At 65.6% G+C, this 14,007-nt stretch carries 15 protein-coding genes and 1 pseudogene; 4 read left to right on the top strand and 12 right to left on the bottom strand.

Translation table 11 applies throughout. The annotated features are described in order from the left end of the window. Positions 1–54: 54 nt before the first annotated feature. The gene (locus AC0L2F_RS23520; protein WP_473250018.1) at positions 55–687 is read right to left on the bottom strand and encodes a BA14K family protein; all 633 of its coding nucleotides are present in this window, start codon (positions 685–687) and stop codon (positions 55–57) included. A gap of 246 nt (positions 688–933) precedes the next feature. Between AC0L2F_RS23520 and AC0L2F_RS23525 the strand changes: the two genes are divergently transcribed. Beyond that, positions 934–1,341, top strand: a complete 408-nt coding sequence (locus tag AC0L2F_RS23525; RefSeq protein ID WP_007591635.1) for an NADH:ubiquinone oxidoreductase subunit NDUFA12 — start codon at positions 934–936, stop codon at positions 1,339–1,341. Positions 1,342–1,829: 488 nt separating this feature from the next. On the opposite strand, the gene AC0L2F_RS23530 is transcribed toward AC0L2F_RS23525, so the two are convergent. Continuing rightward, positions 1,830–2,516 carry a DJ-1/PfpI family protein gene (locus AC0L2F_RS23530; RefSeq protein ID WP_473250019.1) on the bottom strand — a complete coding sequence of 229 codons (687 nt, stop codon included), beginning with the start codon at positions 2,514–2,516 and terminating at the stop codon, positions 1,830–1,832. Between the two features lie 91 nt (positions 2,517–2,607). On the opposite strand from AC0L2F_RS23530, the gene AC0L2F_RS23535 reads away from it, so the two are divergent. Both AC0L2F_RS23535 and AC0L2F_RS23540 read left to right on the top strand, forming a co-directional pair. Then, positions 2,608–3,549, top strand: a complete 942-nt coding sequence (locus AC0L2F_RS23535; protein ID WP_473250020.1) for a GlxA family transcriptional regulator — start codon at positions 2,608–2,610, stop codon at positions 3,547–3,549. A gap of 129 nt (positions 3,550–3,678) precedes the next feature. Continuing rightward, positions 3,679–3,855: a hypothetical protein gene (locus AC0L2F_RS23540; RefSeq protein WP_007609723.1), complete on the top strand. Its 177-nt coding sequence runs from the start codon at positions 3,679–3,681 to the stop codon at positions 3,853–3,855. A 61-nt stretch (positions 3,856–3,916) separates the two neighbouring features. On the opposite strand, the gene AC0L2F_RS23545 is transcribed toward AC0L2F_RS23540, so the two are convergent. After that, positions 3,917–4,933, bottom strand: a complete 1,017-nt coding sequence (locus AC0L2F_RS23545; RefSeq protein ID WP_473250021.1) for a Na+-dependent transporter — start codon at positions 4,931–4,933, stop codon at positions 3,917–3,919. A 13-nt stretch (positions 4,934–4,946) separates the two neighbouring features. After that, positions 4,947–5,084 (bottom strand): annotated as a pseudogene (locus AC0L2F_RS23550) (alpha/beta hydrolase); the annotation flags it as partial. Between the two features lie 249 nt (positions 5,085–5,333). Here AC0L2F_RS23550 and AC0L2F_RS23555 point away from each other — a divergent pair. Beyond that, positions 5,334–6,377, top strand: coding sequence for a DUF2155 domain-containing protein (locus AC0L2F_RS23555; protein WP_473250022.1), 1,044 nt, complete (start codon positions 5,334–5,336; stop codon positions 6,375–6,377). A 35-nt stretch (positions 6,378–6,412) separates the two neighbouring features. Here AC0L2F_RS23555 and aat read toward each other — a convergent pair whose 3' ends face one another. The 8 genes from aat to AC0L2F_RS23595 all read right to left on the bottom strand — a co-directional run bounded on the left by aat (position 6,413) and on the right by AC0L2F_RS23595 (position 13,824). Next, positions 6,413–7,093, bottom strand: coding sequence for a leucyl/phenylalanyl-tRNA--protein transferase (gene aat, locus AC0L2F_RS23560; RefSeq protein WP_473250023.1), 681 nt, complete (start codon positions 7,091–7,093; stop codon positions 6,413–6,415). Positions 7,094–7,142: 49 nt separating this feature from the next. Beyond that, positions 7,143–8,246, bottom strand: a complete 1,104-nt coding sequence (locus AC0L2F_RS23565) for a sensor histidine kinase (RefSeq protein ID WP_473250024.1) — start codon at positions 8,244–8,246, stop codon at positions 7,143–7,145. After that, positions 8,243–8,683 (bottom strand): response regulator, encoded by a 441-nt coding sequence (locus AC0L2F_RS23570; protein ID WP_007609730.1) that lies wholly within the window; start codon positions 8,681–8,683, stop codon positions 8,243–8,245. Before AC0L2F_RS23570 ends, AC0L2F_RS23565 begins: the two co-directional genes overlap by 4 nt. Then, complete coding sequence (locus tag AC0L2F_RS23575; protein ID WP_473250025.1) at positions 8,680–10,197, bottom strand: sensor histidine kinase; 1,518 nt, start codon at positions 10,195–10,197, stop codon at positions 8,680–8,682. The genes AC0L2F_RS23570 and AC0L2F_RS23575 overlap by 4 nt, the downstream gene beginning before the upstream one ends. A gap of 105 nt (positions 10,198–10,302) precedes the next feature. Next, positions 10,303–11,661, bottom strand: coding sequence for an acetyl-CoA carboxylase biotin carboxylase subunit (gene accC / locus AC0L2F_RS23580; RefSeq protein WP_007609734.1), 1,359 nt, complete (start codon positions 11,659–11,661; stop codon positions 10,303–10,305). Positions 11,662–11,721: 60 nt separating this feature from the next. Next, complete coding sequence (accB, locus tag AC0L2F_RS23585; RefSeq protein WP_007609736.1) at positions 11,722–12,210, bottom strand: acetyl-CoA carboxylase biotin carboxyl carrier protein; 489 nt, start codon at positions 12,208–12,210, stop codon at positions 11,722–11,724. A 37-nt stretch (positions 12,211–12,247) separates the two neighbouring features. Beyond that, positions 12,248–12,715, bottom strand: coding sequence for a type II 3-dehydroquinate dehydratase (gene aroQ / locus AC0L2F_RS23590; RefSeq protein ID WP_473250026.1), 468 nt, complete (start codon positions 12,713–12,715; stop codon positions 12,248–12,250). 260 nt (positions 12,716–12,975) lie between these two features. Further along, the gene (locus AC0L2F_RS23595) at positions 12,976–13,824 is read right to left on the bottom strand and encodes a DUF1236 domain-containing protein (protein ID WP_473250027.1); all 849 of its coding nucleotides are present in this window, start codon (positions 13,822–13,824) and stop codon (positions 12,976–12,978) included. Positions 13,825–14,007 lie beyond the last annotated feature (183 nt).

The raw sequence follows: 14,007 nt of genomic DNA on the forward strand, positions 1-14,007 counted from the left end.
GAAAAAGGCGTCGCATCGCTGCGACGCCTTCTTCTCCAAGTGTTGCAGGTCGTCTTACGGGCAGGGATGACGCTGGCCGTCATAGCCGAGATAGGTGCCGGACGCCGAATCGTAGGACTTGTAGCGCTGCGCGCAGTACGCCGTGGAGTCGCCGCCGGTATCGGGGACCACGGCCACTGACGGCTCATCGTAATAGCTGTCGCCGTAGTAGTATGGGTCGTCATAGTAGCCGCCGCCGTAATAGGCGTACGAGCCGAGACCGCCGATCGCAGCACCCGCCGCGACACCGGGCCAGAAGCCGCCACCGTGATGGCGCCAGCCGCCGCCGTGCCAATGACCGCCGCCGCCATTCCAGTGGTGACCCCCGGCTGCTGCGAAGCTTCGTCCGCCGCCGCCGTTGAAGGATGCTCCGCCGCTGGGACGCGCGACTGCACCTGCTGCGAAGTTACCGCCGCCGCCCATGCGTGCGCCGCCACCGCCAAAGTGAGCGCCGCCGCCACCGAAGTGAGCGCCACCGCCGCCACCGATGTGAGCACCGCCGCCGCCGAAGTGGGCACCGCCACCTCCGCCGAAATGCCCACCACCCCCGCCACCGCCATGTCCGGGACCTTGCGCGAAGCTCGGCGTCGCCAACGGGAGAACCAGTGCCACGGCCGCAGCCGCGCTCAACACTCTCAGACTTTTCATGATCAAACTCCTTTTCCCAGAAGCAAACCCCATGAAAGGGCCGTAGTTCCTGGGATCACGGCGGTTTGCGTGCGAGGACAAGCTTTCATGGCCACGCTGTATCCGGCATGAACGGATCGCGTCCGATTTGCGGCAGCGTTCCGTGCCGGGAGACCGCATCTGCAGCAGGGCACCGCCGCCCGCGCCGAACTGGACATTTCGCCGTCCGGATGGCATCACGACCCGACGAAGCAGGGCCCTTGCCGCATGAAACAATTCTTCCTGAAGTTCTTCACCTGGTGGAATGGCCAGACGTTTGGCACCCAACTCTGGACCAAGCGCTATGGCGAGCTGGTCGGCCAGGACGAGCAGGGCAACCTCTATTATCGCACCCGTGGCGGGGTGATCGACCCGACGCTCGGCTTCGAGCGCCGCTGGGTGGTCTATAACGGCTATGCCGAGGCCAGCCGTATCCCGCCGTCCTGGCACGGCTGGATGCACCACACCGTCGACGTGCCGCCGACGCAGGACAATTACCAGCCGCGCGAGTGGGAAAAGCCGCACCAGCCCAATCTCACGGGCACGGCGAACGCCTACCGTCCCTCAGGCTCGACGCTCGCCAGCGGCAAGCGGCCGAAGGCGACCGGCGACTATCAGCCCTGGACGCCCAGCTAGGCTTCCGATCCCCGTCTCAATCCTTGTCGTGGGAGTGGATGCACCCGCATCCGCCGCGCTTTGCTGTGGACAACGGGAACAGCGGGGATGATCCCTGCGCGCCGGTTGCGGCCACGCGGGGGATGCGGCTCAATGGTCGCATCTTACGGAGATGGGAGACCATCGCGTTCGGTTCGGGCAACAGTTCGCGACTGTCCCGAAATGCAGCGGCCGCCGACCAGGACTCGATCGGGAGATAGGCCCCCGGTCTGGAAGCTCCGAAATCGCCCGATGAAATGTGCAGCCGCCGTAAGACAGGAAAGGCCGCTCGGGAAACCGGGCGGCCTTTTTCTGTTCGGGCTTGTGGATGTCTCGTGCTCCGAGCGCTGCGCTGCTTCAGCGGTGCGCTGCAGAGCCCGGGCCCAAGCATCAGCACCCGCGTGGCTTGCTGGGTCCCGGCTCTGCGGAGCGTCACTGCGTGCCGCGCCGCGTCCGGGACACGCGAGCAACTACATCATCCTTTCAGCCGCGCGCTTCACCGCCTCTAGCCGCCGGGCCTGGCCCTGCGCGCCACGCTCTTTGAGCAGCGCCAGCACTTCCGCCGGCGCGGTGTCGGGGGAGCCTGCATTGAACGGCGGGGCCGGATTGTATTCGAGCTGAAGCTGGATCGCCTCCGCGGTGGTGCGATCGACCATGATCGACACCAGGGTCAGCGCGAAATCGATTCCGGCGGTGACGCCGCCGCCGGTGATGCGGTTGCGGTCGATGCAGACGCGCGTCTTGGTCGGCGTCGCGCCGAACTGAGCGAGCATCTCCATCGCGCTCCAATGCGTGGCGGCGCGGTAGCCCTTCAAGAGGCCGGCGGCGCCGAGCGCCAGCGATCCCGTGCAGACCGAGGTGACGTATTTGGCGCCCTCGGCCTGCCGGCGCAGGAAACCGAGCACCTCCTCGTCATTGAGCAGGTCGTTGGTGCCGCCGCCGCCGGGCACGCAGATCACGTCGAGCTGCGGGCAGTCGGCGAATGTCGTCGTCGGCGTCAGCGTCAGCACGGAATCGCTCGGAACCGGCTCGATCCGTTTCCAGATCAAATGCAGTTTTGCGCCCGGCACGGAGGAGAACACCTGCAAGGGACCGGTGAAGTCGAGCTGGGTGACGCGCGGAAACACCAAGAGACCGATCTGGAGCGGGGACGACATGAGAGCCTCCAACTATGAGCTTGACGGACGCAGCCTGTCATGATGCCCTTCCGTCCAAAATGGCGTATTTCCCTCGCTTTCGGACATGACCATGATCGGCATCCTGATCTTCCCGGACTTCCAGTTGCTCGATGCGGCCGGCCCGATCTCCGTGTTCGAGATCGCGGCGCGCTGCACGGGCAAGACGACGACCGGGATCCGCGTGCTGGCGGTGAACGCGGGGCCCGTGCGCAGCTCGTCCGGCGTGGAGATGATGGCGCGCGACTTCAAGTCGGCGAATGCGATCACGACGCTGGTCGTGGCGGGAGGCGCGGGCGTGACGGACGCCGCGCGTTGCGAGGTCACGCGCGCCTTCGTGCAGCGGCTGGCGCGGCGCGGCGTGCGGGTCGCGAGCGTCTGCTCGGGCGCCTATGTGCTGGCCGAAGCGGGTCTGCTCGACGGGCGTCGCGCCACCACGCATTGGGGACGCACGCGGGATTTCGTCGCGCGCTATCCCAAGGTGAAGTTCGAGCCGGACCAGATTTTCACCCGCGATGGCAATGTCTGGACCTCGGCAGGCATCACCGCCGGCATCGACCTTGCGCTTGCGATGGTGACGGAGGATCATGGTGAGCAGATCGCGCAGGACACCGCGCGGCAGCTCGTACTGTATCATCGCCGCAGCGGCGGCCAGTCGCAGTTCTCGTCACTTCTGGAATTGAAGACGCCGAACGGCCGCTTCGGCGCGCTGCTGTCCTGGGCGCGCGAGAACCTCGATGCCCGCTTGACGGTGGAAGACCTCGCCGACCGCGCCGGCATGAGCGCGCGGCATTTTGCCCGCGCCTTTGCCGCCGAGACCGGCACGACGCCCTCGAAGGCCATCGAGCGGCTGCGCATCGAGGTTGCGCGCGAGCGCGTGCAGTCCTCGCGCGAGGCGATCGAGCTCGTTGCAGAGACGACCGGCTTCGGCGATCCCGAGCGCATGCGTCGCGCCTTTATCCGCGCCTTCGGCCAGCCGCCGCAGGCGCTGCGGCGCGCGGCAAGGGCCGGGTAGGGAGAATTGATCAATTGGAGAGGCCGCTTTAGCGGGTGAACAGACTTGCATAGTGCGCGGCCTTGCTTCACCCGTTGCAGACGATGTGTACACCACGTGCCGTCGCCGATACCGATGCAAGGAACCCCAATGACTGATCGAGAAAAGATTCTGATTGCTCTTCGCGAAAAACCTCTGAAAATTTTCGAGGTCATGAAGCGCGTGAACATCAAGAATCAGGACGACTGCCAGTCGCTCCTGTTGAAGATGCGTGACGAAGGCGCTGTGAAGTTCGATATTCACAAGGGACATTGGCGCGCCGCGTGACGACATTCGCTTGGTGACCAACGGCCTCGCGATGGCAGAGCGGGCAAGACTTGCGTATTGGTCAGCCCGATGCGGCCTTGCCGCCGGTCGCCGCGGCGCCCGAGGCCTGTGCGCGCGCCGTCAAGCGCCGCGCGATCGGCATCAGCATGTAGGGCGCCAGGTGAATCGGAAACTGCGTCATCGCGAAGTAGAGCCAGGTCGTCGGCGGCAGCGCGCCGGCGGTCGCGGCGAGCATCAGTCCCAGATTGCGCTGTGACACCATCAGCCCGAGCGCCAGCGCGCGCTCATAGCCGATGCGGCGGAACAGCAGCGTGGTGACGGCGAGCAGGGTGAAATAGATCGCGAAGGCGAGCGCTGCGAAGCCGAGGGTGGAGACTGGCCGGGCGACGAGATCGCTCGCGACGTCGCCCATGATCGCGGTCGCGAAGACCAGCAGAATGACGATGTTGAAGCCGTCGATCGGCTGCCTGTGGCGCTGGATCGCGGCCGCGCCGCAGACTTGTCGGATCACGGTGGCGGCCAGCAGCGATGCCGCGAGGATCCCGAGCAGCTTCAGCCCCAGCGCCGGCGGCGAGATGCTGAGCATGCCATCGAGGAACAGGCTCGCGAACAGCGATGCCGTGAACGGCACCAGCGCGGTCGCGCTCACCAGCGTGACCAGCACCAGCGTGGCGTCGAGGCCCATCAGCGCGGCAAGCGCCGGCGCGGCCATCATCGGAGAGGCCATGCTCTGCAGCATCAATGCCAGGGCAAGGTCGGGCGCGCGCGCCGTGAGCCCGGTGACGTGGACGACCAGCCCGACGATCACAGGCACGCCGATCATGGTCCAGACGGTCGCGGTCGCGACCAGCGCCGGCCGGCGCAGATGGCCTGAGAGCGCGGCGAGGTCGACCCGCATGAAGGAGATGCAGAGCAGAACGAAGATCGCCTCGGTGACGTAGGGGCGCAGCAACGCCCCGAGCGGCGGCACCGCGAGCGCGATGAACACGACGGCGGCCACCGCGCGGGTGCCCTGGCCGCCAAGCCATGTCAGCCCGCGCAGGGGGAGGGCGAATATGCTTTGAAGAACCGGCGGCATCGGGATTGGCGTTTCAGCCCAGTCCTTTCAGCCACGCGCCGATCTCGCTCACGGCGATATTGGCCTCTCGCAGCAATTTTCCGATCGTGAAGAAGCCGTGGAACTGGCCGGGATCATGCTTGGTAACCACGGGCGCGCCGGCCTGCTGGACGGCCTTGCAGACGGCGGCGGCATCGGGATCGAGCACGACGGGCATGGGGGAGCGACCTCTGGGTCTTTTAGTTATGGTTGGAGTTCGTTTTGGGTCGGCGCCGCCTCAGCCGCCGGGAAAGGTGCTCGACTATCCCATCCGGGGGCCGATCTGGCCAGACCGGGGCGGGAAGGGCAGGGATGCCGCCCTTCCCCCGCCGTATTCGCCGTGTTAACCGGATGGCCTGCGAGCGGCGGTATCCCCTGTAGAATGTCCAGCAAGCCCGATTCGCTGTTGAAGCCGCGCGAGATGTTTCGAACATTTACCCTGACAGGCCTTGCGGCGCTTCTGGCCGCCACCGCACTGACGGCTGCAACGCCGGCGCAGGCGCAGATCGGCACGATCTTCTCCGATCCGCCGCCGCTGCGGCCGCCCGGCAACATTCCGCGTGGCCAGCCGCAGCCGCAGATCCCCGACGACGATGAAGAAGTGCCGGAGCTGCCGCCGCAAGGCCGTGTGCTGCCGTCGCGCCCGATGGCGCCCCCGCCGGGCCGGCAGGGCAATGTGATGCCGGGGCCGGTCGAGAGCCAGCCTCTGGCGCCGCCGCCCGGTTCGAGCGCCGCTCCGCCAAACCAGCCGCCGCCCGTCGCGGTCGCTCCGTCCAATCCGCAAGGGGCCCCGGGCGCGCCCGGTCAGCGCCAGCCACAGCAGAAGGGCGGGCCGGGCGGCGCAGTCCCGCAGACGCCGGCGAGCCTTCAGCCCGGCGACGAGGTCGTCACCGAGCCGCCGGCCCAGAAGATCGTGAACAAGAAGGCGACCTTCTCCGGCCTCGACAAGATCACCGGTCGCATCATCAATTTCGACGAGGAGATCGGCGAGACCGTGCAGTTCGGGGCGCTGCGCGTCAAGACCGACGCCTGCTACACGCGGCCCGCGACCGAGGCCGCCAACACCGACGCCTTCGTCGAGGTGGACGAGATCACCTTGCAGGGTGAGGTGAAGCGCATCTTCTCCGGCTGGATGTACGCGGCAAGTCCGGGCCTGCACGGCGTCGAGCACCCGATCTACGATATCTGGCTCACCGACTGCAAAGAGCCGCAGCAAACGATCGCGACCGCGGCACCGGATCCCGGCACCAAGCCGGCGACGCCACCGCCGCCGCCAGCGCAGAAGAAGGCCGCGCCCAAGCAGGTGCAGCAGCGTCCGCCGCAGCCCTTGCCGCCGATCCAGCAGCAGCAGCCGGCACCGCCGCCGCCACCTCCGCCGCCCGAGCAGCGACCGGGTCTGTTCGGTATCCCCGGGTTTGGCCGCTAGGCCACTCCCCCGGGTTCGGCCGGTAATATCCCTGACTATTGCCGCGCGGCGATGATCTCGAGGGCGCGTGCGCCCGGGATCGCTTCGCCGGCGGAGAGCCTCAGGAAATCCCCGGGTTCGCCCGCGAGCGCCTTGTCGAGCAGCGCCGTGTAGCGCCGCCGCGAAATCTCGGCCGCGCCAAAACTCTTCAGGTGTTCGGTGACGTATTGGGTGTCGAGCAGCTCGAAGCCGCCATGGATGAGCCGCGCGACCAGATGCACCAGCGCGACCTTGGAGGCATCGCGCACGGTGTGGAACATGCTCTCGCCAAAAAAGGCCCGGCCCAGGCTGACGCCGTAAAGGCCGCCGACGAGGTCCTCGCCCTGCCAGGCCTCGACGCTGTGGCAATGGCCGAGCTCGTACAGCCCGCCATAGAGGTCGCGGATGCGCTTGTTGATCCAGGTGTCCTCGCGCCCGGCTTGGGGGGCGGCGCAGCCGGCGATCGTAGCCTTGAACGCGGTATTGACGGTGACACGGAATGAATCCGAACGCACGGTGCGCGCGAGCCGGGAGGCCACGCGAAATCCGTCGAGCGGGATGACGCCGCGCAACTCCGGCTCGACCCAGAACAGGGTCGGATCATCGGCGCTTTCGGCCATCGGAAAGATGCCGCAGGCATAGGCGCGCAGCAGAACGGCCGGCGTGATTTCAGACGGGGCAGAGTCGCGCGAAGTCATGGCTCGCCACATTAGCAGGATCGCAATGCGGTTGCGATGGGCGGTGCGGTCAGTTCGCTGCCGCAGCAGCCGGCTTGTTATCGGCTGCCGGTACACGGCGGAACCTCAACATGATTCGGGTTCCGGAATGGGTGGGATCGCGCTCGACCGAAGCGTCGAGCTTGGTGGCCATGGCTGCGACGATGCGCTGGCCCATGCCGGTGGAGCGCGGATCGGCCTTGACGTTGTCGCCGACGCCGTCGTCGCTGATCGACAGCAGGAGATCGTCGCCATGCGAGGTCAGCTCGACATGGATCGGGCCGGCGCCGTCGGGATAGGCGTATTTCACCGCGTTCATCACCAGTTCGTTGACGATGATGCCGACGGCGACCGCACGGTCCGGATCGATCTCGATCGGTTCGGCCTGCAGCGTCAGGCGCGACATCCGGTTGCCCTCGGCCGAGCGCCTGAGATCCTCGAGCAGCGAGTCCAGATACTGGTTCAGGACCACGCTCTTCAGGTCCTGCGAGGTGTAGAGGCGGCGGTGCACCTGCGCGACCGCGGCGACGCGGCCCATCGCATTGGTCAACGCAGCCTTGACCTCGTCCTGCGCGGCGGAACTTGCCTGCAGATGCAGCAGGGAAGCGATGATCTGCAGCGAGTTGCCGACGCGGTGGTTGACCTCTCGCAGCAGCAGTTCGCGTTCGGCGGCGAGCGCTGCGTAGCGGTCGCGCGAGGCATGGATCTCGGCTTCGGCTTCCTCGCGCGCCTTCTGCAATTCGGCCTGGCGCAGCGCGCCCTCGGCCGCGACGTGAAGCAGGGGGATGAAGTCGCCCTTGACGTCCTTGACGAGATAATCGGCCGCGCCAGCCTTCAGCGCCGTCACCGCAATGCTGGAATCCTGCGACGCCGTGACGAACACCACCGGCGGTGCGCCCGGGATCGCCATGATCTGCTCCAGCGTCTCCAGCCCGTCGAGGCCGGGCATGTACTGGTCGAGCGCGACCACGTCGATGCCGCCGGTCGTGCCCGCGCGGCGGATGTGCTCGAGGCCTTCCTCGCCGCTCACGGCGTGAACGACTTTGTAGCCGCGCCGTGTCAGGCCGCGATCGACCAGGCGCGCCAGCGCCCCGTCGTCGTCGATGTAGAGCAGTGTGGGCATGCGCTGGTTCATGGGGCGGCGGGCGGAACCTGGATGACCGAGAAGAACAAGCCGAGCTGCCGGATGGCATTGGCGAAATTCTCGTAGTTCACGGGCTTGGTGATGTAGACGTTGCAGCCGAGCTCGTAGCAGCGCTTGATTTCCTGGGAATCGTCGGTGGTGGTCAACACCACCACGGGCGAGGCCTTCAAATATTTGTTCTCCTTGATCTGCTTCAGAATGTCGATCCCGGTCATGTCGGGCAGGTTGAGATCGAGCAGGATCAGGAGGGCATTGCCCTTCTGCACGAGACCGCTGCCGTCGGGTCCGAACAGGTGTTTCATCGCGTCCGTGCCGTTGGCAAAGGAGATGATCTCGTTGTTGACGCCGGACCTTCGGATGTTCCGCTCGATCAGCCGCGCGTGTCCTTCGTCGTCCTCGATCATGATGATGCTGACGGGTTGAGTCATTGATCCGCGTTCCGGTTGCTGGCGTTCCAGGTGATGGGCAGCGTGATGGTGAAGGTACTGCCCGTATTCAGTTCCGATGATACCGACATGGTGCCGCCGAGGCGACGCACAAGTGCACGCACATGCGCAAGACCGATGCCCTGACCGGGCTTGTCCTGGGTTCCGGCGCGGCGAAACAGGTCGAATATCCGCTGGTGGTCCTTGGGGTCGATGCCGCGGCCGTTATCGCTGATCTCGAAGATAGCGTAGCCGAGCTTGGTGCGCCCGCGGATTCTGATCTCGCCGGGGACGCCGGGCTTGAGATATTTGATGGCGTTGTCGATCAGATTGGAGAATATCTGCTCCAGCGCCAGGCGGTCGCTGACGAGATTGGGCAGGGGGGCGACATGGATCTCCGCCTGCGCCTCGGCGGCCTGATGCGCCAGCGTCGATACGATCGCTTCGATCAGCTCGGCGGTGTCGATCTTTTCGGGCTGGAACTCGCGCCGGCCCTCGCGGGTGAGATTGAGGATCGCCGAGATCAGGCGGTCCATCTTGGCGATCGACGACTTGATGAAGCCCAGCGCTTCGGAAAAATCCGCTGAGAGCTGCTTGTCGGGACCTTCGAGCGCGATCTCGCCGTCCGGCAGCGGCGGCCCGTCGGCCGGGACGTGGGTAAGGCCGCCGATACGGCGGAAAATGTCGCCGCCGAGCTCTTCGAGTTCGCTGGTGAAGCCCATGATGTTGACGAGTGGCGAGCGCAGATCGTGGCTGACGATATAGGCAAAGCGCTGGATCTCGTTATTGGCTTCGCGCAGATCGGCCGTGCGTTCGTCGACCACGGCCTCCAGATTGACATTGGCATCGCGCAGGCGGGCCTCGGCATCGTCACGGGCGCGGGCCGAGCGCCGCACCAGCCAGATCGAGATCAGCGCCAGCAGCACGACGAGGCCCGAGCCGATGCCGGTCATCGACGCGGCCAGGGTCTGGCTGCGGTCCGAATTGACCGTTCGGAGCCGGAACAGCCGTTCTTCTTCCTGGATCATCTCGGTCGCGACTTTGGCGATTGCGGCTGTCGCGTCCGTGGAGACAACCTCGCGGACCAGCGCTGCGGCGTTCTCCGGCTCACCCCGCCGGAGGAAATCCATCTCCTGCGCGAACTGGCCGAGACGGGTCTCGATCGCCGCGCTCAGCTTCTCGATGTTCTCGCGTTGCGCCGGATTGTCGCCGGTCAGGCGCGTGAGCTTGTCGAGAGCCGGGACGACGGCCGCCACGGCCTTGTCATGGTCGACCTTGAAATCCTCGCCTCGTGTCAGGAGGTAGCCCCGGGCGGTGCTCTCGGCTCGGCGGATTTCCAGCAGGAGGGCGTTGATCTGATTCTCCGCCTCGATGGTGTGAACCACCCATTTGCTGTCGTCTCTCGCCTTGTTGACGAGGTAGACGGAGCCGGCGCTGATCACGGTCAGCACCAGAAGTCCCGCTGCGAACAGCAGGATCTGCCAAAACGTACGCCGTCGCTGCGCGTCAGCGGTCACGACGGTCTCGCTCGATCAGGCTTGCCGGACTTCAAAACGCCCCCTCGGAACTGTCCCCACGTCCTAAACGCGATTAGGGCCAAAGGGTTCCATGCGGAGGGACGGCTACTTCGGGGCGGGTTCCGCCTTGCCGGCGAGATATTGTTCCAGCCAGTGAATGTGGTAGTCGCCGTTGATGATGTCGTCCTCGCGCACCAGCGCGCGAAACAGCGGCAGGGTGGTCTCGATGCCCTCGACCACCATCTCGTCCAGCGCCCGGCGCAGCCGCATCAGGCACTCGCCGCGGGTCTTGCCGTGCACGATCAGCTTGCCGACGAGCGAATCGTAATAAGGCGGGATCGTGTAGCCCTGATAGACGGCGGAATCGATCCGCACACCGAGCCCCCCGGGCGGGTGATATTGCGTGATGCGGCCGGGCGAAGGACGAAAGGTCTGCGGATTCTCGGCGTTGATGCGGCACTCGATTGCGTGGCCGATGACCTGGACCTCTTCCTGCCGCGCCGGCAGGTCGCCGCCGGCGGCGATGCGGATCTGCTCCAGCACGAGGTCGATGTCGGTGATGCTCTCGGTGACGGGATGCTCGACCTGGATGCGCGTGTTCATCTCGATGAAGTAGAACTCGCCGTCCTCGAACAGGAACTCGATCGTGCCGACGCCGAGATATTTCATCTCGCGCATCGCCTTGGCGCAGGTCTCGCCGATCTTGGCGCGGGCCGCCGCGGTCAGCACGGGCGAGGGGCCTTCCTCCCAGACTTTCTGGTGGCGCCGCTGCAGCGAGCAGTCGCGTTCGCCAAGATGAATCGCGCCGCCGCGGCCGTCGCCGAGGATCTGGATCTCGATGTGGCGCGGCTTCTGCAGATATTTTTCGAGGTAGACGGAGGCATCGCCGAAGGCGGATTTGGCCTCGTTGGCGGCCGTTGACAGCGCGACCTGAAGATCGGCCTCGCTCTCGGCCACCTTCATGCCGCGGCCGCCGCCGCCCGCCGCGGCCTTGACCAGCACGGGGAAGCCGATCTTCCTGGCGATCGCCATTGCGTCGTCGTTGGGGCCGACCCCTCCGTCGGAGCCGGGCACCACGGGAATGCCGAGCTTCTTGGCCGTCCTCTTGGCCTCGATCTTGTCGCCCATCAGGCGGATGTGCTCGGCCTTCGGGCCGATGAAATGCAGATTATGCTCGGCGAGGATTTCGGCAAAGCGCGCGTTCTCCGACAGGAAGCCGTAGCCGGGATGCACGGCATCGGCGCCGGTGATCTCGCAGGCCGCGAGCAGCGCGGGGACGTTGAGATAGCTGTCCTTGGACGCCGGCGGCCCGATGCACACGCTCTCGTCCGACAGGCGCACATGCATGGCATCGGCGTCGGCGGTGGAGTGCACGGCGACGGTCGCGATCCCGAGCTCCTTGCAGGCCCTGAGGATGCGAAGGGCGATCTCGCCGCGATTGGCTATGAGGATCTTGTCGAACATGGTGTCCTTATTGGACTGACGCGCGGAAAGCGGCGAGGGCGATGAGACCGCCCTCGATCGTCACTCAATGATCACGAGCGGCTCGCCGTACTCGACCGGCTGGCCGTCCTCGATCACGATCTGCGTCACCGTGCCGGCGCGCGGCGAGGGGATCTGGTTCATGGTCTTCATGGCTTCGATGATCAGCAGCGTCTGGCCGACCGAGACCTTGCTGCCGACCTCGATGAACGGCTTGGCGCCGGGCTCTGGCGCCCAATAGGCGGTGCCGACCATCGGCGAGGTCACGGCGCCGGGATGCTTCGACAGGTCGGCAGCGGCAGGCGCGGAGGCGGCTGCGGCCGCGGGGAGGGCGGCGGGGGCGGCCGCCATTTGCATCGGCATGGTCGCGGCGACGCTGATGTTGCGGGCGACGCGCAGGCGCAGGCCGGCACGCTCGATCTCGATTTCGGTGAGGCTGGTCTCATCGAGCAGCAAGGCAAGCTCACGGACGAGGGCGGAGTCCTCGCTGGAAAACTTTGCGGCTGCTTTGTCGTCTGGCTGGCGCGCCATGTTGTTTGATCCGAATGTTCTGTGTGAAGGGGGAGCGTCAGGCTTTGGGCTTGATGCCGAGCTTGGCGGCAAGGCCCTGGATGGCGAGGCGGTAGCCCTCGATGCCGAAGCCGCAGAGCGAGGCGAAGGCCGCGCGCGCGGTGTAGGAGTGATGACGGAAATTCTCGCGGGCGTGGATGTTGGTGACGTGCACTTCGACCGTCGGGATCTGCACAGCGAGCAGCGCGTCGTGCAGCGCGATCGACGTGTGCGAATAGCCGCCGGCATTGATGATGATGCCCTTCATCTTGCGGGCGTATGCCTCGTGGATGAAGTCGATCAATTCGCCTTCGCGGTTGGACTGCCGGCAGTCGGCCTTGAGGCCGAACGTGGCCGCCGTTTCCCGGCACAGCGCCTCGACGTCGGGCAGCGACGCATGCCCGTACTTCTCGGGCTCGCGCGTCCCCAACATGTTGAGGTTCGGCCCGTTCAGGACAAGGATCGTGTCGGTTGCTGGTTCGGCCATTCCAATCCCGCAAGAGGTGCTTCGGCGTGGCGGGGGTTATAGGTAACAAAGCGCGTGAGGGGAAGCCTTGAAGGACCTCCCAGGTGGCTTCAGATAGCTCATCCCAGGTGCAAAAACCTGTGCGCAAGCTACGGAAATCGCTTGTTAACCAGTCCGAAGCATGGCTGCCGGCCGGCGTGTGCGGGAAGACGCCGCCCGGCAACCCAAAAGCCCCTGCCGATCTCTCGGCAAGGGCTCATTTGGAGCTTCAGCGAAGCGACTTAGCCTTCGATAATGTACACGATCTCGCGCGTCTGCGGACGAACGATGACGTACCGCCCGTGCACCAAGATCACATCATAGCCGCGCCATTCCGGATAAATCTCGACGATCCGCGGGGGAAGCGGATGGAAATGAACGCTGGCCGGGATTGTCGTGCCGACCGAGATGTTGAAGTTGACATTGGTCGTTTCCTCGATCTTGGTCGACTTGATCGCGGATGAAATCTCGGTCCGCTTCTCGGGGGGCGGTGCAGAAGCGGTCGCAGACGCGGTGCCGGTCGTGGTCTGAGACTTGGTATCGGCAGCCTTGTTGTCCGCACCCTTGGTCTGGCTGTCTGCGCCCTTGGTCTGGGCGTTCATGTTGCCGCTCTTGGTGTCAGTCTCCGTGCTCTTGGACTTGTCCGTCTGGGACTTGTCCATCGTGCTCTTCGACTTGTCCTGCGCTGACTTGTCATGCATGGACTTGTCCTGCGCGGACTTGTCTTGCGCGGACTTATCCTGCGCGCCCTGGGCGTGCTCACCCTTCGCCGCGCCGGTCTTCTCGTCGGTCGCGTTCTTGTTCATCGCGCCGGACTTGTCTATCCCGCCCGACGACTTCTCCTCGGCTGCTCCGCCGGACTTCATGCTGCTGGAGCCGCCAGCCTGACCGACGGTGCCCTTCTCATGGGCGGATTCCTTACCCATCGAGCCGCCGCGTTCGGCGGCGCCGCCGGAAGGCTGCGAATGCTGCATCTGCGCACCACCGGCACCGCCACCGCTGTCGCGGTTCATGGTGCCCTGTGCGTTCGCCAGACCGGTGCCCGCGACGAGCGCGAGTGTAGCAACCGAGATCATAAAGCGGTTAGACATGGAATTCTCCTCACGTGTTCATTTGCGTCATTGCCCGCGCCGACAACGAAAGGAGATTTGAGTAGTTCCGGAACTTTGGTGGTTCCGAGGCTTTTGTTTGTTGAACGGCAGATGAACGCGCGCGCCAGATTTCGGCGCAATGAAAAGACCGGCTTTTCAGCCGGCCTTTTGCATGCGTGAGTT

The sequence above is a fragment of the Bradyrhizobium sp. Ken64 genome (genome assembly GCF_055807555.1).

Coding starts and splice junctions, on each gene's coding strand:
- AC0L2F_RS23565 (WP_473250024.1), bottom strand. CDS start 8,246: ATGAACCAGCGCATGCCCACACTGCTCTACATCGACGACGACGGGGCG.
- AC0L2F_RS23525 (WP_007591635.1), top strand. CDS start 934: ATGAAACAATTCTTCCTGAAGTTCTTCACCTGGTGGAATGGCCAGACG.
- AC0L2F_RS23530 (WP_473250019.1), bottom strand. CDS start 2,516: ATGTCGTCCCCGCTCCAGATCGGTCTCTTGGTGTTTCCGCGCGTCACC.
- AC0L2F_RS23570 (WP_007609730.1), bottom strand. CDS start 8,683: ATGACTCAACCCGTCAGCATCATCATGATCGAGGACGACGAAGGACAC.
- AC0L2F_RS23535 (WP_473250020.1), top strand. CDS start 2,608: ATGATCGGCATCCTGATCTTCCCGGACTTCCAGTTGCTCGATGCGGCC.
- AC0L2F_RS23545 (WP_473250021.1), bottom strand. CDS start 4,933: ATGCCGCCGGTTCTTCAAAGCATATTCGCCCTCCCCCTGCGCGGGCTG.
- accC (WP_007609734.1), bottom strand. CDS start 11,661: ATGTTCGACAAGATCCTCATAGCCAATCGCGGCGAGATCGCCCTTCGC.
- accB (WP_007609736.1), bottom strand. CDS start 12,210: ATGGCGCGCCAGCCAGACGACAAAGCAGCCGCAAAGTTTTCCAGCGAG.
- aroQ (WP_473250026.1), bottom strand. CDS start 12,715: ATGGCCGAACCAGCAACCGACACGATCCTTGTCCTGAACGGGCCGAAC.
- AC0L2F_RS23555 (WP_473250022.1), top strand. CDS start 5,334: ATGTCCAGCAAGCCCGATTCGCTGTTGAAGCCGCGCGAGATGTTTCGA.
- aat (WP_473250023.1), bottom strand. CDS start 7,093: ATGACTTCGCGCGACTCTGCCCCGTCTGAAATCACGCCGGCCGTTCTG.
- AC0L2F_RS23520 (WP_473250018.1), bottom strand. CDS start 687: ATGAAAAGTCTGAGAGTGTTGAGCGCGGCTGCGGCCGTGGCACTGGTT.
- AC0L2F_RS23540 (WP_007609723.1), top strand. CDS start 3,679: ATGACTGATCGAGAAAAGATTCTGATTGCTCTTCGCGAAAAACCTCTG.
- AC0L2F_RS23595 (WP_473250027.1), bottom strand. CDS start 13,824: ATGTCTAACCGCTTTATGATCTCGGTTGCTACACTCGCGCTCGTCGCG.